General features: G+C 66.5%; 16 protein-coding genes and 2 pseudogenes. 13 read left to right on the top strand and 5 right to left on the bottom strand.

Annotated features, from left to right (window positions below; all coding sequences use genetic code 11):
- The first annotated feature begins 641 nt into the window (after positions 1-641).
- The 11 genes and pseudogenes from ACQR3U_RS17300 (at position 642) to ACQR3U_RS17250 (ending at position 13,327) form a co-directional block, all read left to right on the top strand.
- Positions 642-2,357: an acyclic terpene utilization AtuA family protein gene (locus ACQR3U_RS17300; protein WP_269572359.1), complete on the top strand. Its 1,716-nt coding sequence runs from the start codon at positions 642-644 to the stop codon at positions 2,355-2,357.
- Positions 2,354-3,952, top strand: coding sequence for an acyl-CoA carboxylase subunit beta (locus ACQR3U_RS17295; RefSeq protein ID WP_230811058.1), 1,599 nt, complete (start codon positions 2,354-2,356; stop codon positions 3,950-3,952). The genes ACQR3U_RS17300 and ACQR3U_RS17295 overlap by 4 nt, the downstream gene beginning before the upstream one ends.
- A gap of 7 nt (positions 3,953-3,959) precedes the next feature.
- Positions 3,960-5,996: pseudogene (locus ACQR3U_RS17290) on the top strand (acetyl/propionyl/methylcrotonyl-CoA carboxylase subunit alpha).
- Entirely contained in the window at positions 5,993-6,769 is a 777-nt protein-coding gene (locus tag ACQR3U_RS17285; RefSeq protein ID WP_230811059.1) for an enoyl-CoA hydratase family protein, read from the top strand. The pseudogene ACQR3U_RS17290 and the gene ACQR3U_RS17285 overlap by 4 nt, the downstream one beginning before the upstream one ends.
- Complete coding sequence (locus tag ACQR3U_RS17280) at positions 6,754-7,101, top strand: hypothetical protein (RefSeq protein ID WP_230811060.1); 348 nt, start codon at positions 6,754-6,756, stop codon at positions 7,099-7,101. The genes ACQR3U_RS17285 and ACQR3U_RS17280 overlap by 16 nt, the downstream gene beginning before the upstream one ends.
- A gap of 33 nt (positions 7,102-7,134) precedes the next feature.
- Positions 7,135-7,638, top strand: a complete 504-nt coding sequence (locus tag ACQR3U_RS17275) for a hypothetical protein (RefSeq protein ID WP_230811061.1) — start codon at positions 7,135-7,137, stop codon at positions 7,636-7,638.
- A gap of 9 nt (positions 7,639-7,647) precedes the next feature.
- Positions 7,648-8,028 carry a hypothetical protein gene (locus ACQR3U_RS17270; RefSeq protein ID WP_230811062.1) on the top strand — a complete coding sequence of 127 codons (381 nt, stop codon included), beginning with the start codon at positions 7,648-7,650 and terminating at the stop codon, positions 8,026-8,028.
- 56 nt (positions 8,029-8,084) lie between these two features.
- Complete coding sequence (locus ACQR3U_RS17265; RefSeq protein WP_072740514.1) at positions 8,085-8,495, top strand: LapA family protein; 411 nt, start codon at positions 8,085-8,087, stop codon at positions 8,493-8,495.
- 79 nt (positions 8,496-8,574) lie between these two features.
- A complete protein-coding gene (locus ACQR3U_RS17260; protein WP_230811063.1) occupies positions 8,575-9,729 on the top strand; it encodes a carboxylate-amine ligase in 1,155 nt (384 codons plus the stop codon).
- 73 nt (positions 9,730-9,802) lie between these two features.
- A pseudogene (locus ACQR3U_RS17255) lies at positions 9,803-11,116 on the top strand (IS1380 family transposase); the annotation flags it as partial.
- A 729-nt stretch (positions 11,117-11,845) separates the two neighbouring features.
- A complete protein-coding gene (locus tag ACQR3U_RS17250; RefSeq protein ID WP_230811064.1) occupies positions 11,846-13,327 on the top strand; it encodes a glyceraldehyde-3-phosphate dehydrogenase in 1,482 nt (493 codons plus the stop codon).
- 248 nt (positions 13,328-13,575) lie between these two features.
- Here ACQR3U_RS17250 and ACQR3U_RS17245 read toward each other — a convergent pair whose 3' ends face one another.
- From ACQR3U_RS17245 to ACQR3U_RS17235, 3 genes are all read right to left on the bottom strand, one after another.
- The gene (locus tag ACQR3U_RS17245; protein ID WP_019289445.1) at positions 13,576-14,334 is read right to left on the bottom strand and encodes a cutinase family protein; all 759 of its coding nucleotides are present in this window, start codon (positions 14,332-14,334) and stop codon (positions 13,576-13,578) included.
- Between the two features lie 139 nt (positions 14,335-14,473).
- Positions 14,474-15,373 (bottom strand): alpha/beta fold hydrolase, encoded by a 900-nt coding sequence (locus tag ACQR3U_RS17240; RefSeq protein WP_230811065.1) that lies wholly within the window; start codon positions 15,371-15,373, stop codon positions 14,474-14,476.
- Positions 15,370-16,053: a TetR/AcrR family transcriptional regulator gene (locus ACQR3U_RS17235; protein ID WP_006552081.1), complete on the bottom strand. Its 684-nt coding sequence runs from the start codon at positions 16,051-16,053 to the stop codon at positions 15,370-15,372. The genes ACQR3U_RS17240 and ACQR3U_RS17235 overlap by 4 nt, the downstream gene beginning before the upstream one ends.
- Positions 16,054-16,183: 130 nt before the next feature.
- On the opposite strand from ACQR3U_RS17235, the gene ACQR3U_RS17230 reads away from it, so the two are divergent.
- Entirely contained in the window at positions 16,184-16,831 is a 648-nt protein-coding gene (locus ACQR3U_RS17230; RefSeq protein ID WP_230811066.1) for a pyridoxamine 5'-phosphate oxidase family protein, read from the top strand.
- A gap of 27 nt (positions 16,832-16,858) precedes the next feature.
- Here ACQR3U_RS17230 and ACQR3U_RS17225 read toward each other — a convergent pair whose 3' ends face one another.
- Both ACQR3U_RS17225 and ACQR3U_RS17220 read right to left on the bottom strand, forming a co-directional pair.
- Positions 16,859-18,142 carry a competence/damage-inducible protein A gene (locus tag ACQR3U_RS17225; protein ID WP_230811067.1) on the bottom strand — a complete coding sequence of 428 codons (1,284 nt, stop codon included), beginning with the start codon at positions 18,140-18,142 and terminating at the stop codon, positions 16,859-16,861.
- 76 nt (positions 18,143-18,218) lie between these two features.
- The gene (locus tag ACQR3U_RS17220) at positions 18,219-19,094 is read right to left on the bottom strand and encodes a hypothetical protein (protein ID WP_230811068.1); all 876 of its coding nucleotides are present in this window, start codon (positions 19,092-19,094) and stop codon (positions 18,219-18,221) included.
- A gap of 57 nt (positions 19,095-19,151) precedes the next feature.
- Between ACQR3U_RS17220 and ACQR3U_RS17215 the strand changes: the two genes are divergently transcribed.
- The gene (locus tag ACQR3U_RS17215; RefSeq protein ID WP_230811069.1) at positions 19,152-19,514 is read left to right on the top strand and encodes a hypothetical protein; all 363 of its coding nucleotides are present in this window, start codon (positions 19,152-19,154) and stop codon (positions 19,512-19,514) included.
- The last annotated feature ends 75 nt before the right edge of the window (positions 19,515-19,589 follow it).

Below are 19,589 nucleotides of genomic sequence, written 5' to 3'. Positions count from 1 at the left end.
GCATCCACGGTATCTGCCGCGGGGTAGGCAGGAGTCGTGAACGAGGAGTCGTGACGATTTCGAGGTTCGCCGTCCTGGCAAGTTACGTGCGCGCGACCGATCGCGGCGAAAGTACTTCCGGGCGCGATTAGACTTGCCGGTGTCGCAGGCCTGACGATGATGTCGGGCCCGGTGCCTTGCCGGTGCCGGTTCGTGTGGCGATGGTTCTGTTCGTGTTGCGACGGCCGACGGTGCGGTCGGTGGTTCTTCTGTCAGGAGTTGTCATGGCCCGTTCCGTTCGAGATGAAGAAGGCCGTTCGTCGGCAGATGAGGTGACGCTGCACGACCTCGAGATGGTGGTGCAGGCACTGACCGGCCGAGGTGCGGACGCAGATGCCGTCGAGTTCGGGAGCAGTCGAGGAGCCGCAGAGCCGGCCGGGCAATCCGACGTGCCGGATGGGAGGCGTCGTCGCCGCGCACAGCGGTGAGCCCGTTATCGGCGGTGAGGGGTACGACCAGGGCCGCGTGAAACAGTCATGAGTGCTTGCTCCGAGAGCAGCGACATGTGACGCTGACCACATGGTGGAGTCGCGTGAGCTTCTCGACGATCTCTGTCCGCTCGTTACTCAGCGGACAGGACGCCCGGTCCAGGAGTGGATCGCGTGAGCCGCGTCGTGCGAATCGGCAACTGCTCCGGTTTCTACGGTGACCGTCTGTCGGCGATGCGCGAGATGCTCGAAGGCGGCGAACTCGACTATGTGACCGGTGACTACCTCGCCGAACTGACGATGCTCATCCTCGGTCGCGATCGTCTGAAGAATCCGGATCTCGGTTACGCCAAGACGTTCCTGCGGCAGGCCGAGGACTGCATGGGTCTTTCCCTCGACAAGGGGGTGCGGATCGTCGCGAACGCCGGGGGTCTCAATCCTGCGGGTCTGGCCGCGGCGCTGCGCACGGTTGCGGATCGGCTCGGTCTGTCCCCGCGCATCGCCCACGTCGAAGGCGACGATCTCCTTGCTCGCATCGACGAGTTCGGTTTCGACGCCGACCGGCGCCCGCTGACCGCCAACGCGTATCTCGGTGCGTGGGGCATTACGCGGTGCCTCGATGCCGGAGCCGATATCGTCGTGACCGGGCGCGTCACCGACGCTTCGGTGATCGTCGGTCCCGCCGCCGCCTACTTCGGTTGGGCTCCTGATGACTTCGATGCACTCGCGGGTGCTGTTGTCGCAGGGCACGTCATCGAATGCGGTACCCAGGCGACCGGCGGAAACTATGCGTTCTTCACCGAACTCGACGACCTCGTCCGCCCCGGATTCCCCATTGCCGAGATCGAGGCCGATGGCGCGGCGACCATCACGAAGCACCCGGGCACGGGAGGAGCCGTCACCGTCGGTACGGTCACCGCACAACTGCTGTACGAGGTGACGGGCGGACGCTACGCGAACCCCGATGTCACCGCGCGCATCGACACCGCCACGCTGAGCCGGGAAGCACCCGATCGTGTCCGCATCACCGGCGTGAAGGGCGAGCCGCCCCCACCGACCCTGAAGGTGTGCCTCAACGCGCTCGCCGGGTTCTACAACGAGGTCGTCTTCGTCCTCACCGGACTGGACATCGACGCGAAGGCCCAGTTGGTGCGATCTCAGATGGAATCGAATCTGCCGAGGCGGCCTGCCGAACTCGAATGGACTCTCGCTCGCACCGACCATGCCGATGCCGATACGGAGGAAACCGCGAGCGCTCTGCTGCGCTGCACTGCGCGCGATCCCGATCCCGACGTCGTCGGACGCGCATTCACCTCCACGGCGGTCGAGTTCGCCCTTGCAAGCTCTCCCGGGTTCTTCGTCACCGCTCCGCCCGGCCCGGGCACCGCCTACGGTGTCTACACGGCCGAGTACGTCGAGGCGACCCGCGTGCCGCACATTGCAGTGTTGCCAGACGGCACCCGCGTCGACATCCCGGCCGCGGCGACCACCCGGACCCTCGAACCGTTGCCGGAGCCGAGTGTGCCCGCGCCGCTGTCGCCCGGACAGACTCGTCGCGTTCCGCTCGGCACGATCGCCGGTGCCCGCAGCGGCGACAAGGGCGGTGACGCCAACATCGGGTTGTGGGTCCGATCCGACGACGAATGGCAATGGCTTGCAAATACTCTCACCGTCGACACGCTGAAGGACCTGCTCCCCGAGATCGAACCCTTGCCTGTCACACGTCATCTGCTCCCGAACCTGCGGGCCGTGAACTTCGTAATCGAGGGAATCCTCGGTCGTGGCGTCGCCTCCCGTGCCCGCTTCGACCCCCAGGCCAAGGGCCTCGGTGAATGGTTGCGCGCCCGATACCTCGACATCCCTACCGTCCTGCTGGAGAAGCACACGTGAGCACCTTGATCTCGACCCTGGATGCCGGCTCCACCGAATACGGCGCAGCCGCCGATACAATGCGTGCTCGCCTGGCCGAACTCGACACAGAACACGGCAAGGCCCTCGCCGGCGGGGGAGAAAAGTACGTCCGGCGACACCACGACCGAGGCAAGTTGCTTGCGCGGGAGAGGATCGAACTGCTCCTCGACCCCGACTCGCCGTTCCTCGAGCTCTCACCGCTCGCGGCCTGGGGCACCGAGTTTCCCGTCGGCGGCAGCGTCGTCACGGGCATCGGTGTGGTCGAAGGCGTCGAATGTGTCATCGTGGCCACCGACCCCACCGTGCGCGGGGGAACCAGTAACCCGTGGACGCTCCGCAAGACGTTGCGTGCCGACGACATCGCCCTGCAGAACCGGATGCCGCTGATCTCCCTCGTCGAATCCGGCGGCGCGGATCTGCCCACGCAGAAAGAAGTGTTCATTCCCGGTGGCCGGCTCTTCCGCGATCTGACCCGGTTGTCGGCGGCAGGTATCCCCACGATCGCGGTGGTCTTCGGCAATTCGACCGCCGGCGGCGCATACATCCCCGGCATGTCCGACCACGTCGTGATGATCGAGAAGCGGTCGAAGGTGTTCCTCGCCGGCCCGCCGCTGGTGAAGATGGCCACTGGTGAGGAATCCGACGACGAGTCGCTCGGCGGCGCCGAGATGCACGCGCGTATCTCGGGTCTGGCCGACCACTTCGCCGTCGACGAACAGGACGCGGTGCGCATCGGCCGCAGCATCGTGCGGCGTCTCAACCACCGCAAGGCCGGCCCTGCACCTCGGACGGACGTACGCGAACCGCGGTACGACGCCGAGGAGCTGCTCGGGATCGTCCCCGAGGATCTTCGGCAGCCCTTCGATCCGCGTGAGGTCATCGCCCGCGTCGTCGACGATTCCGACTTCGACGAGTTCAAACCGCTCTACGGGTCGTCGCTCGTGACCGGCTGGGCACAGGTGCACGGCTATCCGGTCGGGATTCTCGCCAACGCGCGCGGCGTGCTGTTCAACGAGGAATCGCAGAAGGCAGCCCAGTTCATCCAACTCGCGAACCGTGCCGATACGCCGCTGTTGTTCCTGCACAACACCACCGGGTACATGGTCGGTCGGGAATATGAGGAACGCGGCATGATCAAGCACGGGGCGATGATGATCAACGCGGTCGCCAACTCCACGGTGCCGCACATCTCCATCCTCATCGGCGCGTCCTACGGCGCCGGTCACTACGGCATGTGCGGACGTGCCTTCGATCCGCGGTTCCTGTTCGCGTGGCCCAGCGCCAAGTCTGCGGTCATGGGCGGTGCCCAACTGGCCGGGGTCATCTCTCTCGTCGGACGCGCTGCCGCGCAGGCACGCGGCCAGGACTTCGACGAGGCCGCCGACGAGGCGATGCGCGCGGCCGTCGAGAACCAGATCGAAGCCGAATCGCTGCCGATGTTCCTGTCCGGTCGTCTCTACGACGACGGCATCATCGACCCCCGCGATACCCGCACTGTGCTGGGACTGTGCTTGTCGGCTGTTGCCACCGCCCCGATCACAGGTGCCGAATCCTTCGGCGTCTTCCGGATGTGAGGTTCCCGTGACCGAATCGACCATCACCACGGTGCTCGTGGCGAATCGCGGGGAGATCGCCCGTCGCGTGTTCGCGTCGTGCCGTCGGGCCGGACTGGGGGCGATCGCGGTGTTCTCCGATGCCGACGCGAACAGTCCGCATGTCGGCGACGCCGATGCCGCCGTGCGACTTGCGGGAGTCACCCCTTCCGAGACCTACCTCGACGGGAAGAAGATCGTCGTGGCAGCGTTGGCGACGGGCGCCGACGCGGTCCATCCGGGTTACGGATTCCTTTCCGAGAACGCACGATTCGCGCGCGAAGTGCTCGAGGCGGGGTTGATCTGGATCGGACCGCGCCCGGAGTCGATCGAACGGATGGGCTCGAAGGTCGAGGCCAAGAAGATCATGGCCGACACCGGTGTCCCTGTTCTTGCCGAACTCGACCCTGCCGACATCACCGACGCCGACCTCCCGGTGCTCGTCAAGGCCTCCGCAGGCGGCGGTGGGCGCGGAATGCGGGTGGTGCGGACATTGGCCGACCTGCCTGGGCAACTCGACGCGGCCCGCCGGGAGGCCGCGTCGGCGTTCGGCGACCCGACGGTGTTCTGCGAGCGGTATCTCGAGAACGGGCGGCACATCGAGGTCCAGATCCTCGCGGACCGCCACGGCACGGTGTGGGCGGTGGGCGAACGCGAATGCTCGATCCAACGTCGCCACCAGAAGGTGATCGAGGAAGCCCCCTCGCCGCTCGTCGACGCGATCGAGGGGATGCGCCCACGCCTGTTCGACGCCGCCCGGCGCGCCGCTCAGGCCATCGGGTACGAGGGCGCCGGCACCGTCGAGTTTCTCGCGGACCGCTCGGGGCGGTTCCACTTCCTGGAGATGAACACGCGCCTGCAGGTCGAGCATCCCGTCACCGAATGCACGACCGGGCTCGATCTCGTCGATCTCCAGTTCCGCATCGCCGACGGTGACCTCCTCGACCCCGAACCACCCCCGGTACACGGCCATTCCGTGGAGGCCAGGCTCTACGCCGAGGACCCGGCCCGGGACTGGCAACCGCAGTCCGGCACCGTGCACCGTTTCGCGCTGCCGCAGGAGGCACGCGAGTTCGACGTGCTCCGGCACACCGGTGTGCGCGTCGATTCCGGTGTCCTCGCGGGATCGGAGGTCGGGGTCCACTACGACGCGATGCTCGCCAAGATCATCTCGTACGCACCGACCCGCGACCGCGCGGTGCGGCTGCTGGCATCGACGTTGACGCGCACCGAGATCCACGGCATCGTCACCAACCGCGACCTCCTCGTCGCGGTGCTGAAACATCCCGCCTTCCGTGCGGGGGAGACCGACACCGCCTTCTTCGACACCCACGGACTCACGGAACTGTCGGCACCGCTCGCCTCAGCGCACGCGGAAGCGGTGTCCGCGATCGCCGCTGCTCTGGCGGATTCGGCCACCAATCGCACCGCTGCCACGGTGAATGCGGGACTGCCCTCGGGATGGCGGAATCTGCCCTCGCAGCCGCAGGCCACACGATTCACGGGCGTCCACAATGACCACGTGGTGCGTTACCGAGTCACCCGCGACGGTGTCCACGTCGACGGCCGTGACGACCTCGGTGTCGTCGGGTTCGCCCCGGATCGCGTGGTTCTGGACGTCGACGGTGTCCGCCGGCATTTTGTGGTGGCGTGATACGGCGACGCGGTGCACGTCGACTCGTCGCTCGGACCGGTGCACTTGACCGCGGTGCCGCGTTTCGTGGACCCCACCGCCCGAATTGCTGCAGGATCACTGCTCGCACCCATTCCGGGATCGGTGATCCGGCTCGGCGCTGCCGTCGGCGATGTGGTGGAAGCGGGGAGGCCGCTCGTGTGGCTCGAAGCGATGAAGATGGAGCACACCGTCACCGCACCCACTGCCGGCACGCTCACGACGCTCGCCGTCGAAGTCGGCGATCAGGTCGCCGTCGGCACCGTCCTCGCTGTCCTCACCCCGCACGACGTGTCCGCACCGGTCGAGAGCCCCGACAGCGAAGGGGGCCACCACATCGAGGAGTTGTCATGACCGAACCCGATCCGGTGGTGCGCTACGTCGTCGACCACGGCGCTGCGACACTGACCCTCGACTCCCCGCACAACCGCAACGCCCTGTCCGTACCGCTGCTGACCCAACTGAGCCGCGGACTCGTCGACGCGGCCGCCGACCCCGCCGTCCGCGCGGTCATCCTCACCCATACCGGTGGAACATTCTGTGCCGGAGCGGATCTGAGCGGCTCTTCCGGATCCGCGCAGGAAACGGCTGCCGCACGCACCCGCGACATGACGGCCTTGCTCCGGCAGATCCTGGAGCTCCCCAAGCCGGTCTTGGCCCGCATCGACGGGCACGTCCGCGCCGGCGGCATGGGTCTGATCGGGGCCTGCGACATCGTCGTCGCCGGGCCGGCGTCGACGTTCGCACTTACCGAGGCACGGCTCGGTCTGGCCGCGTCGATCATCTCCTTGACCGTGCTCCCGCGATTGTCGCCGCGCGCAGCGGCACGGTACTTCCTGACCGGCGAACGGTTCGGTCCCGAGGAGGCGTCCTCCGAGGGTCTCGTCACCCTCTCGGTGGCCGATACCGGAGCTGTCCTGGTGGAATTGCTCGCGGAGATCCGTGCATGCTCACCGCAGGGTCTGGCCGAATCGAAACGCCTCGTCACGCAGCGGATCCTCGAGGACTTCGATCGTTACGGAGACGACCTGGCAGCACGTTCGGCGCGGATGTTCGGTTCCGAGGAAGCCGCGGAGGGGATGACGGCGTTCCTACAGAAGCGGCGCCCGTGGTGGGACATTCGGTGAGAGGGTGTCACCTGAGGCCCTGCGTCATTTTGTGCGGAGCGAATACCGATCCTGCCGATCTCGTCACCGGGCGCCCGGTGCGCGAAACGACCGTCTCCACCCTGCTCGGCGACGCGGTGCTGAAAGTTCGTGGCACGCCGGGGCATCGGGTGGTCTCGATCGCATCGGATCTTGCCGGAGAGAACGGGTTCGAAATCGACGGCGACTCGGTGCTGCTGGATCTGCCGCCCGATCGCGGCCCGACGTCGTCCGCGCGCTCGTCGCCGACGGCGTGGATGTGTTGTCGGTCGGACCGGCCGAACGCATCCTCGAGGACGTGTTCCTCGAAATGACCACTCGTTCCACACCCACGAAGGGGGCATGACATGTCCGCCTCGACACTCCGCTCGCACTCCGATTCCACCTCACTTGCCGCACGGCACAACACCGTTGCTCGGAGCTTGCGTGCCGAGTTGTACCGGTTGCGTTCGTGGCCGGCGATGTGGACGACGGTCGGCACGTGGTTCCTGCTCGCGATGGTTTTCGGCTACGTATTCCCGTACGTCTCCTACACGACCGGAACGGCCGGCTTCTCCACGGAAGGGGAGCCGACCGAAGCGTTGCTGCAGAGCGTCCTGCCCGAATCGATCCCTGACATCCTGGTCCAGGGCACACCGTTGTTCGGTGGTGCGCTCGTGCTCGTCCTGGGTGCTCTCATCGCCGGGAACGGGTACAGCTGGGGAACGTGGAAGACCGTGTTCACTCACGGCCGTCTGCGCCCGACAATCGGTGCCCTGCTCGCTCTTGCGGTGATCGTTGCCGCGATGGTGGTCGTCACCGCTGTGCTGTGCACGGTCGTGTCCGTCTCGCTCGCCACGATCGAAACATAACCGCTCACGATGCCGTCGGCCGGCGCACTTCTTCGCTCCGCGGGTGCGGCGTACCTCGTGTTCATGATGTGGGGAACGATCGGCTTCGCCCTCGGCACCTACGCCCGCAGTGCGGCGCTGTCGGTCGGCCTGGGGCTGGTATGGACGGTTGTCGTCGAGAATCTGCTGCGAGGCGTCGGCTCCGCGCTGCAGTTCGTCGAGGACGTGACGGCCTTCCTGTCGGGAACCGCAGCCGGATCGCTCGTCGGCGCGGTGACCGGGGGAGGGGAGGGCACACCCGGGGTGGTGGATGTGATCTCGGGACCGAGGGCGCTCATCACCGTCGCCGCCTACATTGCCGTCGCAGTGGTCGCCACCGGGATTCTGGTGCGGAGCCGGGACGTGAACTGACCGCAAAGATTCTGCCGGTGGGATAACCTGAACAGGGCCGGGGTACCCGATCGCACATGACGACCAGCTCGAGGGGCCCTGACGATTCGAACCCCGATTTCTCGGCGCCCGCGCGACGTAGCGATACTCCGGTACCGCCATCCGGGGCGACACCGGATCCGGACGCTCCCAGCAGGCTGCATCCCGACGTCGCCCGGGGCAAAGGCATCAGAGGCACCCGCACCGGGGCGTTGTGGACTGCCCTGATCGTCGGTGTGTTGATCCTGCTGTTGCTGTTGGTGTTCATCCTGCAGAACCTGGACAGCGTCACCCTCGAACTGTTCGCGTGGGACTTCTCGTTGCCGCTGGGTGTGGCACTGCTGTTCGCTGCGATCGCCGGAGCGGTGATCGTCGGCCTCGCCGGGGGTCTGCGGATTCTGCAGCTCCGCCACGCCGCCAACCGGCAACGCGCACGCACTGTCCGGTAAGACAGATCTCCGACTGCAGTACACCCACGCCGGCCGCTCTTCCTTCGTAGAGTGAAAGATCTCGAGTGGGGAGAACGCCATGGCCGCCACAGGACCGACCGACACCTCTCCTGTGCGCGGCGGGGCGGCGGCCACGATCGGCGTCGAAGAGGAATTCGTCCTGGTCGATCCCCGTACCGGTCGTCCCCTCCTGCGCAGTCTCGACGTGCTCGCGGCCGGACTTACACTCGGCATCGAGCTCGAGGTCGAGCTCTCCCCGTGTCAGGTCGAGACCGCCACCACGGTATGTACACACCTGCAGGACCTACGCGAAGAGCTGCGCCGCTCCCGCGCGACGGCCGCCGACGCCGCAGCGCGCGCAGGATGCCGGCTCGTAGCGGTCGGCACACCGATCTTCGAACCTCCGAGCGGATCGGTCACCGCCACGCCTCGCTACCAACGCATGGCACAGCACTATCGTGGCGTCGCCGACGGCGTGATCTGCGGATGCCACGTGCATATCGGTGTCGACGATCGTGACCGCGCGGCCCAGCTCATCAACCATCTGCGCCCATGGCTTCCCGCCCTGCTGGCGCTGACCGCCAACTCGTCGATCACCGACGGCCGGGACACCGGATATGCCAGCTGGCGATACCTGCGGTGGGGGCGCTGGCCGAGCGCGGGACTGCCCCCGCAGTGCGCCTCGGCCGCGGAATACGACGCGGCGGTCGAATCGCTGCTCACCACCGGCACGATCCTGGATCCTCGAATGGTCTATTGGGATGTGCGGATCTCCGCGCATCATCCGACCCTCGAGATCCGCATCGCGGACGTGCCCGCGACCGTCGAGGAGACCGTCACGCTGGCCACCTTGGTGTATGCATTGGTCGCCCAGGCGACGGCATCGATCGAACGCGGCGAGCCGACGCCCTCGGTCGATCAGGAGCTGCTGCGCGCGGCGTGCTGGAGAGCGGCCCGGGACGGTCTGGCCGGGCGCGGTGTCGATCTCGGCTCTGGGCAGTTGGTTCCGGCAGTCGACTTGATCTGGCGACTGCTCGCTCAGGTCCGGCCGATCCTGGAGGAACTCGACGTCTACCGCTCCGTGCACGACACTCTGTCGGGAACCCTGGATCGAGGTAATGGGGCGATCAGGCAGCGTCGCATTCTCGAGAGCGGGGGTTCCTTCACCGATGTGGTTGCCGACGCGGCGCGACGCACTGTGGAGGGCTACGGGCCGGATCTGCGTCCGTCATGACCGACACGACAGCCGGGGTGCCGCGCTTGCGGACCGACGCTCATCGGGGAGCGGATCGTCCTAACCTCGGGCCGAGCTCGCACCGTATCGAAAACCGCTGACCCGACACGATCCCGGCAAGATCGTGCCCGATCTCGCGACGGCATTGGCGAGCGGTGGGGACTGCCTCGCCGACATCAGCCAACTGCGGGCTCACCCGGAGATCTTCGGTGCGGTGGCCTCCGACCCCACCGTCTCCCGCCTGATCAGCGTGTTGGCCGTCGACGCCGACACCGCGCTCGCCGCGATCGACCGGGCCCGCGCCACAGCCCGTCGCCACGCCTGGACCGCCGCCGGTGCGTCGGCTCCCGAGCACGCCATCGACGAAGCGCATCCGCTGGTCCTCGACATCGATGCCACCGAAGGTCACCGCGCATTACGAGAAGGAACAGGCCGCCCCGACGTTCACGCGAGGCTTCGGTTTCCATCTGCTGTGCGCGTTCGCTGACCACGGCGTGGGCGGCACCGGTGAACCCGTCGCGATGCTGCTGCGGCCGGGCAACTCGGGATCGAACACCGCCGCCGATCCTCCCCCAAGCACTACGTGCAGGGCGGTACCCCCATCACCGTCGTGCAGGACGCACTCGCGCAGCTGCCGCTCGACCCGGGATACCGGGTCGGGAAGAAGGTGCTGGTGCGCATCGACGGTGCCGGCGACACCCACCAACTGATCGAGTATCTGACCAAGCGGCGCCTGTCGTACGCCCCCGCGAGCGGGAGGGACCCCCAGGTCGGATTGGGGTTGACCGACGCCCACGCCGAAGCGATCGACCTGGTTCCTGATCGGGCCTGGACCCCGGCCTACGACGCCGACGGACAGGTCCGCGACGGCGCCTGGGTGACGGAGTTGACCGGCCTGCTCGATCTGTCGTCGTGTCGACAGGCATGCGGGTGATCGTCCGGAAAGAGAGGCCGCATCCGGGTGCGCAGTTGCGGTTCACCGACCGGGACGGCCTACGCCTGACCGCGTTCGTCACCAACCCCCGGCGCGGGCAACTCCCGGACTTGGAGCTGCGGCACCGGCGTCGGGCCCGGTGCGAGGACCGGATCCGAGCAGCGAAAGTCACTGGGCTGCAGAATATTCCGCTGCACGGTTTCGATCAGAACCGGATCTGGCTCGCGCTCGTGCAGCTCGCATGCGAGCTGACCGCGTGGATGCAGATGCTCGCATTCACCGAGGTTACGGCACGCAGGTGGGAGCCGAAACGACTGAGGCTGCTGTCGACCGCGGGGAGGATCGCCCGACACGTCCGCCGTGTTCGTCTGCCGTTGGCCATCACAGCTCCGGATGTCGATGTCCTTCGTGGTCGGCCTGAATCGGCTCGCAGCGCTTCCTGCGCCTGCGTGACCTGCACGTACCTGCTCCATCGAGAGGAAGGAACTGTTTCCGGGGCCGTGGACCTCGGCGTCACCCGACCGTGTCGGGCAGTCGACCGTGGATGCACACCGCATCCACGGTCTCCCCACCGAATCCGAAGCTGCTCAGTCCGACACGTGATCCGCGCGAAAGATCGAGGCTAAGCAAGTATTCCTCGGCCTCGTCATTTCTCACGGGTTTGCCACGTGCAGCACGGTCTTGGCATCGGAACGCGCAAGCCGCGGATTCTCGCAGCTCGGAGTAAGTCCTGGGCTCTGCCCCGGTTGTGTGAAATGACAAGTAGATCTGTTGGCGGTTCGAAGGTTTCGAAATAGGATGTGACCCGGATTCATTTGCGCGCCGGAATATTGATGACGCAATACCCGCCGATGGACTCTTGATACCATCCGGCATGCCGCCACAATTGTTGTGACTGGCGACACACGCAGCTCGCCGGTTCATCGACAGCTCCAGGGTCGACGACGCCTTCCTATCCGGGGAGGGACGATCAGCTTCACGCACGCGCGCGCACGATTCGCCTACCGGGCGTCGAACCGTGAGAGCTCTTTCATATGCTTGGCGGTACGCACGCCGTAATCGGCGTCGGTCGCGTACGGTTCCACCGATCCGGACACCGACCGGCGAGTGACGTGCGTCTCGTCTGGGCTGCACCCAACAGCCTGCGACGTGTCAGACGAGCCGGAAAGGCAGAGGAGCGCAGTGAGCACCCCGGAATTGGCACAGTGGAACTCGCAAGAGGCTATTGCGGAAGCAATGATCCCGATCATCGGCGGTCTGCACCGCCGGCATTCGGTCACGATCTTGCTTCACAGCCGCTCCCTCGTGAACAAGTCGGTGATCGGTATCCTGCGGACGCACCGTTTCGCGCGTCAGATCCGCGGCGACGAGCTGTCGGTCGAGGCAACCTTCCCGTTCCTCCAGGCATTGACCGACCTCGACCTGCAGCCGTCGAAGATCGACCTCGGCCTGCTGGTGACGGATTATCAGGCCCAGGGTGCCGGACGATCCATCCCGGATTTCGTCGCTGAGAGCCTCGCGGATCTGGTCGGCGGCGCGCAGACGAGCCCCGCGAAACCGCAGGACGTGGTCCTGTACGGGTTCGGGCGAATCGGCCGGCTCGTCGCCCGTCTGCTCATCGAGAAGGCAGGCTCGGGCAATGGGCTGAACCTGCGTGCTGTGGTGGTCCGTAAGGGAGGTGACGACGACCTGACCAAGCGTGCCTCTCTGCTGCGTCGCGACTCCGTCCACGGACAGTTCAACGGCACGATCAAGGTCGACACCGAGAACAACGCCTTGGTCGCCAACGGCAATGTCATCAAGTTCATCTACAGCAACGATCCGGAAAGTGTCGACTACACCGAGTACGGCATCGACAAGGCCATCCTGGTCGACAACACCGGAATCTGGCGCGACCGCGACGGTCTGTCGAAGCATCTCCGCCCCGGTATCGCCAAGGTGGTGCTCACCGCACCGGGTAAGGGTGATCTCCCGAACATCGTGCACGGTGTCAACCACCGCGACCTCGACCCGGACGAGACGATCGTGTCGTGCGCGTCCTGCACCACCAATGCCATCGTTCCGCCGCTGAAGACCATCGACGACAAATTCGGTGTGGTGCGTGGTCACGTCGAGACGGTGCACTCGTTCACAAACGACCAGAACCTGCTGGACAACTACCACAAGGCCGACCGTCGCGGACGTTCCGCGCCGTTCAACCTGGTGCTCACCGAGACCGGCGCCGCTTCGGCGGTCGCGAAGGCGCTTCCCGATCTGAAGGCGAAGATCACCGGCAACTCGATCCGCGTTCCTACGCCGGATGTGTCCGTCGCGATCCTTCACCTTCAGCTGACTCGTGAGACCACCAAGGAAGAGGTGCTCGAGCACCTGCACCAGGAGTCGCTCACCGGTGCGCTGCGCCGCAACCTCGACTACACCTCGGCCACCGACGCAGTGTCGAGCGACTTCATCGGCTCGCGCGCGGCGTGCATCATCGATGCCAATGCAGCGATCGTCGACGGCGACACCGCCATCCTCTACGTCTGGTACGACAACGAGTTCGGTTACTCGTGCCAGGTGGTGCGTACCGTCCAGTACCTGTCGGGTGTGGAATACCCCGTCTACCCCATCACGGAAGCCGGCCCCGTGGAGCATGTCGAGGAACCTGCCACTGCACAGGCATAACAGTCCTGCACGGATAGCAGTAACGACAGTCCGCTAGGGACCCGCCGACGAGGGAACCCATCCTTACCTGAGGATGGGTTCCCTTTTGCGTGGGGCCATTGGTGGCGTCGAGGAGGAGTAGCGGCCGTCGAAACTCGGGGGAGGTTGTGTGCGGTCCCGGCGAAGAACACGCACACAACCTCCCCCGAGTTCGTCACTCTGGAACTGATGCACACTGCGCGGTCGGCGAACTCTCCGGCCCGACTCGGTCAGGGCTGGTAGTCGGGGTACTTCGTGTGCAGCTGGAAGTACCCCGTCACGTTCTCGCGGAGCCAGTCCTTGCCGTCCTCGGGTGTGCGACCGTCGCAGATCGCGTCGCCTTCGATGCAGACTCGTTCGACGTGGATCTCACCGAAGTCGTTCCGGCCGCCGCCGAGCGTCACACCGGGAGCGACGGGACCCGGGAACAGGGTCTCGACGCCGCGGTCGTCGCGGGGGTCGGAATAGAGGACGCCCGAGATCCGTTCGGGGGGAACGGACCCGTCGGCTGCGATCTCGGCGAGAACATCGCCCGCGATCGAGGCGCCCTGCGAGTAGCCGAGCACCAACAGGTCCGAGTCGGGGCAGGTGCTGTGTCGGACGGTGATGGTCTGGCGGAGTCGCTGATGCCCGATCTGCTTCGACCTGTCGTAGGCGATGGTGCCGTCGTCGTCGATGCCGTCGAAATCGTCGTGCGAGCCGGTCCCGGGCAACGGCACAACCACTGCGGGGTAGCGGATGTGTTCGACCACGGTGCCGGGAGACTCGAACCGAGCGGAGATCTTCGCCAAGGGGGATGCCGGGTCGATCGAGTCGCGGGTTTCGAAGCCGCGGGTTCCGTCGACGGCGAGGACGTACCGTTCAGGGCAATTGCGGACCGGGTCAGCGGACGCGGAACCGACCGGACCCGCGACGCTCAGACCTGCGGTGAGCAGACCTGCGGCGAGCAGGCCGACGGTGCGTGTGCGTCTGCGATCGATCCGGGACATGCGCGATTCTCCTCGTGTGCCCCCGACAGACAAAAACTGCGGTCGATGATATCGATGTCCCGTTTGTTCGTCATGTTAAGGATGCGTGCTTTTCGGTGATCGTGGTCACCCCCGACCGGTGACTCCGGTGGCATGTCCGTCAGGGCTGGTCGGCCGGGATTCGGGCGGCCAGCTCGGTGATGAAGCCGGCGATCTCGTCGGGGTTCTCTTCGGCCATGAAGCGGCCGCTGGTGGTGCCCTGGTAGGTGAGATCGGGTGCCCACGCCTGCCAGAGGGCCGAGGCGTCGAAGCCCAGTTGCGAGCCCCAGTCCTGGGAGATGACCGCGACGGGCATGGTGAGCCGAGCCCCGCCTTCGCGGTCGGCGAGGTCCATGTCGAGATCGATGCCGGCGGTGGCGCGGTAGTCGGCCACGATCGAGTCGACAGAGTTGATCGAGCTGGTGACGTAGTGATCGCGCTCCTCGGGCGTGAAGGTGGTTCCGGTGGGGTCCCACGCATCGAGGAACGAGCCGAAGAATTCCGGGGCGACAGCGGCGATCATCTTCTCGGGCATCCCTGCGGGCTGGGCCATGAGGTAGAGGTGCCAGGCAACCTTGGCGTTCACGCCCTGAAGTACGGCCCCGGTGTCCATCGTGGGAAGGACGTCGAGGATGCCGAGGTAGTCGACGGCGTCGGGGTGGTCGAGTCCCGCACGGGCGGCGACGAGCGCACCGCGGTCGTGACCGACGAGCCCGAAGTGGTCGAAACCGATCTCGCGGGCGACCGCGACGATGTCGTTCGCCATGGTGCGCTTGGAATACGACTCGGGATTGTCGGCCGGGGGTTGGTCGCTGGCGCCGTAGCCGCGCAGGTCGGGCACGATCACGGTGTGGTCCTCAGCGAGTGCGTGGGCGACGTGGCGCCACATGTAGTGGGTCTGCGGGAAACCGTGCAGCAGGACGACGGCCGGACCTTGCCCACCGACGGCGACGTTGAGCCTCACGCCGCCGTCCACGGTGATCGTGCGGTAGGTGAAGTCCTCGATGGTGCAGCGGGTCATGGGGTCTCCGTAGTCGTAGTCGTGGTGGAGGTTTCGGGGTGGCCGGAGAAGATCCCGGCGGGCAGGTCCGTTCGGCCGGCGGACGCGGTGAGCGCGGGAATGATGACGGTGTCGACGAGGGCTTCGAGGTAGGTGTCGTCGACGGTGAGACCGTTCGCTCGTCGCAGGAGCAGGACGGTTCCCACGACCTCCTCGTATGCGAATGATTGAGCGCCCGAAGGGAGTTCGCCTCGCGCAACGGCATCGTCGAGGACCGCCTGGGGGAGACGTGCGCCTGTCGGGCCGACGGTCTCCTCGATGGCGTCGCACAACTCCGGGTCTTCGAGTCCCGCGTGGAGCAGCATGAAGGCGGCGTTGCTGTCGGTTGCGGACATGGTGAGGCTGAGGCGTTGCGCAAGCATCAGCAGATCGTCGCGGAGTGTGTCGCCGCGCCGGAGTGGAACCGCCGAGGGATGCGCAGGGGCGTCCTTCACTGCTGCGAGCACCATGTCGCGCTTGGACGGCCAACGTCGATACAGCGTTGCCTTCGACGCCTGGCAACGTCGAGCGACTGCTTCGAACGTCACGCCCTCGTAGCCTTGTTCGGCCAGTAGTTCGAGAACGGTGGTGGTGATCCGACGCTCGAGTTCGGCGTCGCGTGGACGTCCGCGTTGCGCAGGCGGCTCATTCAGATACGACACGTTCCGTATCGTAAACCAGGCGGCCGCTGTTCGGCGAACTGCAGGGTCGACACCCGCGTCTTTCCGGTCGCGGTCGATTGTGATGCACTGTCTCGCTGTCGGCATAACGGACATCGGCGAGGAGATCGGTATGGGATTGAGGTATCACCATCTGGCGTTCGGCCCGGAGGCGGTCGCTCGTCAGGAAGCTGCGGGCAGCATCGTTGCCTATGGTGCCGACCTCGACGAACCCGACCGAGGACCTCAGCCGTTGGGTGACCGGGAACTCGCTCTCGTACGCGAAAGCTTCCAGTTCCACATGGCGACGGTGACCCCGAGCGGATGGCCCTATGTCCAGTACCGCAGCGGACCCGTCGGGTTCCTGCACCACCTCGGTGGGCAGACGATCGGGTTTGCGGATCACCGAGGCAACCAGCAGTTCGTCTCGGTCGGGAACATCGCGGACAACGGGAGGGTCGCGCTGTTCCTCGCCGACTTTCCGCTGAAGAGGCGGTTGAAGGTCTTCGGTACCGCGCGGGTGGTCGATGCGGACGACGACCCGCAGCTTCTCGACCGGCTGCGCGATCTCGGTGACGGGCGGAGAATCTCGGCGCGATGTGAGCGAAGCATCGTCATCGATGTCGAGGCCTTCGACTGGAACTGCTCGCGGAGCTTGATCCCGCAGTACACCGACGAAGCGGTCCGCGCCCGGATCCGTCCCTACATCGACGAGATCAACGACCTCCGAGCCGAAGTGGATTCTCTTCGGGCACAGCTGAAGGCGGTGGGGGAGAACTGACGGCCGCCGAGGGGCGCGCGTGCAGGCTCAATCCCGGCCGAGCTGTCCGACAACCAGATGCAGTGCCGCCGTGGTGGTGAGAGTCCGGACCCGTTCGCGGTCTCCGGGGAAGCGGCGGGTGACCGTGTACGTCGGCCGTCCCTCGATCGCGACGCCGAAGCACACCGTGCCCACAGGCTTGGCCTCGGTTCCCCCGTCGGGGCCGGCGACCCCGGTGGTGGAGACCGCGACGTCGACCTTCAGGCGCCGTCGGGCACCCTCGGCCATGGCTGCGGCGACCTGCTCGCTCACCGCCCCGTGTTCCGCGATCATCTCGGCCGGTACGTCGGTCAGATCGGACTTCGCGTCGTTGGAGTACGAGACGACGCCACCCATGACATAGGCCGACGACCCGGGACGGTCGGTGAGCCGCGCGGCGACGAGTCCGCCGGTGCACGACTCCGCAGTCGCGATCGTGCGGCCGTCGAGGACGGCGATCAGCTGGTCGTCGATGGTAGAACCGTCGGTCGAGAAGATCTCGCGTCCATGGTGTTCGGTGAGGACGTCGAGAAGGCGATGGTAGATGTCCGCGTCACCGGAGGCGACTCGCGTCACCATGTCGAGTTCGCCGTGTCGGAGACAGGTGGTGATCTCGAGGCGTTCGAGGCCGGCGATCTCTGATTCGGCCCGGCGCAGCGTCTCGGCGAGTTGTGCCTCGTGCAATCCGTAGGCGCGCACGGTGTGCTGCTGCAGGTCGTCGGCTCGCGTCAACACGTCGGCGACCGCGGGGGAGGCGACCGCGCTCGGCCACATCGCCTGCAGCTCACCGGGCGGGCCGGGCAGGATGACGATGGTCGGTACCGGCCGTTCGCCGGTGACCGCGGGGATGACCACGCCCGGCGCTGTACCGGTGGGCGGCAGGGCGGTGGCACCGGCGGGCACGTGCGCCTGCTTCCGGATCCCGATACGCGTCGGCCCGGTGTCGAGATCGGGGGTGTCCGGGCGGAACCGGCGGATGACACCTGCGATGTGTTCTTCGAGTTCGGGGTCGAGCAGCAGTTCGCGATCGCAGTACTCGGCGACGGTGGGGACGGTGAGGTCGTCGGCGGTGGGACCGAGACCCCCGCTGGTGACGATGAGATCGACGCCCTGCTCGGTGAGGAACCGTAACTGTGCGGTCAGGTCGGCGGGCCGGTCACCGCAGATCGTGATGTGGGCGACGTCGACGCCGAGTTTCAGGAGTTGGTCGGACAACCACGGTCCGTTCAGGTCGGAGATCCTCCCCGTCAGCACTTCGGTCCCGGTCACGATGATTCCTGCACGCACGCTCACGGAGCCGAGCCTAGTCGGCGACGATCATCGTGGACGCCTCACTGCCTTGTTGCGACGGTCTGCGAGGCGGGCGAGCTCACGAAGCATGCCGGGAGCCCGGCGCGCCATGGTCAATACTGCCCGGTCCGAGACGGTCGGGCGTGGTGGCAGCGCAGGCTGTGCAGGACGGGCCCCGACCGTCGCCCTGAACACCTGGACCTGACCGGGCACACCCTTGAGCCGATGCCTGCCCAGGTCGGTGAAATCGAAATCTCCGCCGACCGCAAGCTCGCGCACCGCCTGTGAGCATCGCACCTCGCCAGGCCCGGAGGAGGCAGCGATCCGCTCCGATATGGACCGTCATTCCGGTCAACCCGGGACCGGCGCGGGTCACCGACCCGACATGCACGCCGGAGCGCACAGTAAATCCGAGAGTCGATGTCGATCGGATGATCCGGTGCGCGCACTGCAGTGCGGCCACTGGACCGTCGAAGACACTGAGGGTCCCATCGCCCGCGATGCCCACCAGCATGCCTCCGCCGGCCTCGACCTCCGCACGCACGAGTCGGTCGTGCGCGCCCAGCAACCTCGCGAACCGGTTGTCACCGACCTCCGCGAGCAGGTCGGTGGAGCGGACGACATCGGTGAACAGAACCGCGCCCAGGAACCGATCGGCCTCGACCGGATGGTCCGTGCCGCTGACGAGTTCCTCCACGTGGTCGAGAACAGGAATCAGCACTTCACCCAGGGTTGCGCCGAGGGCGATCGGTGGCAGCTCGTAGAAGCGGCCGTTCGGAATCTGCGCGGCCATCCTGCGGCCGGCCTCTCGAGCGAACAGAGTGTCCGGCTGATGCAACACCTTCGTCGGGCATTGGATTGCCGGCAGAATCAAGGAGTAGTTCGCGCGGAGAGCCCACTCGAGATGTTTCTGGGCAGTTCTCGGTGTGGCGGAGCAGCGTTCGAGCAGCGCCATGATCCGTCGATTGTGTGGGACATCGAGGGTCGGGTGCGCCAGGGACGTGAGCTTCCCTTGACCCCAGCATGCGTACGCATCCCGATACGAATCGACGAACCGGTCTCGCTCGTCAGCAGTCCATCCTGGTGGCGGATCACCGTCGGACAGCAGGGTATCGGACCAGGGTTCGGCGAGGACCAGCCCGGAAACGCGGTCGGGGTGCCGAGCGGCTACCAGGGCAAGGGGCCCGCAGGTGCTGGCTGCGCCGACGAGCGTGGCGCGATCGACCTCGGCGTCGTCGAGCACCGCGACGACGTCGTCGGCCTGCTCCTCGAGCGTGGGGACGTGCTCGACGGGATCGGACAGTCCGAATCCGCGTCGCTGGAAGAACAGCGAACGCGCGAAGCGGGCACAAGGGACTGCTGCACGATCCGGTGACAGATTCGGTCACGCAGCCTGTGTGGCTGGTGTGGTCATGATGGTCTCGAACTCGACAGGCGTCAATCTGCCGAG

Origin of the sequence: Rhodococcus sp. IEGM1339, from assembly GCF_050321925.1 — a bacterium.
Lineage (GTDB): Bacteria > Actinomycetota > Actinomycetes > Mycobacteriales > Mycobacteriaceae > Rhodococcus > Rhodococcus pyridinivorans.
This window is presented reverse-complemented; position numbering and strand designations above follow the sequence as displayed.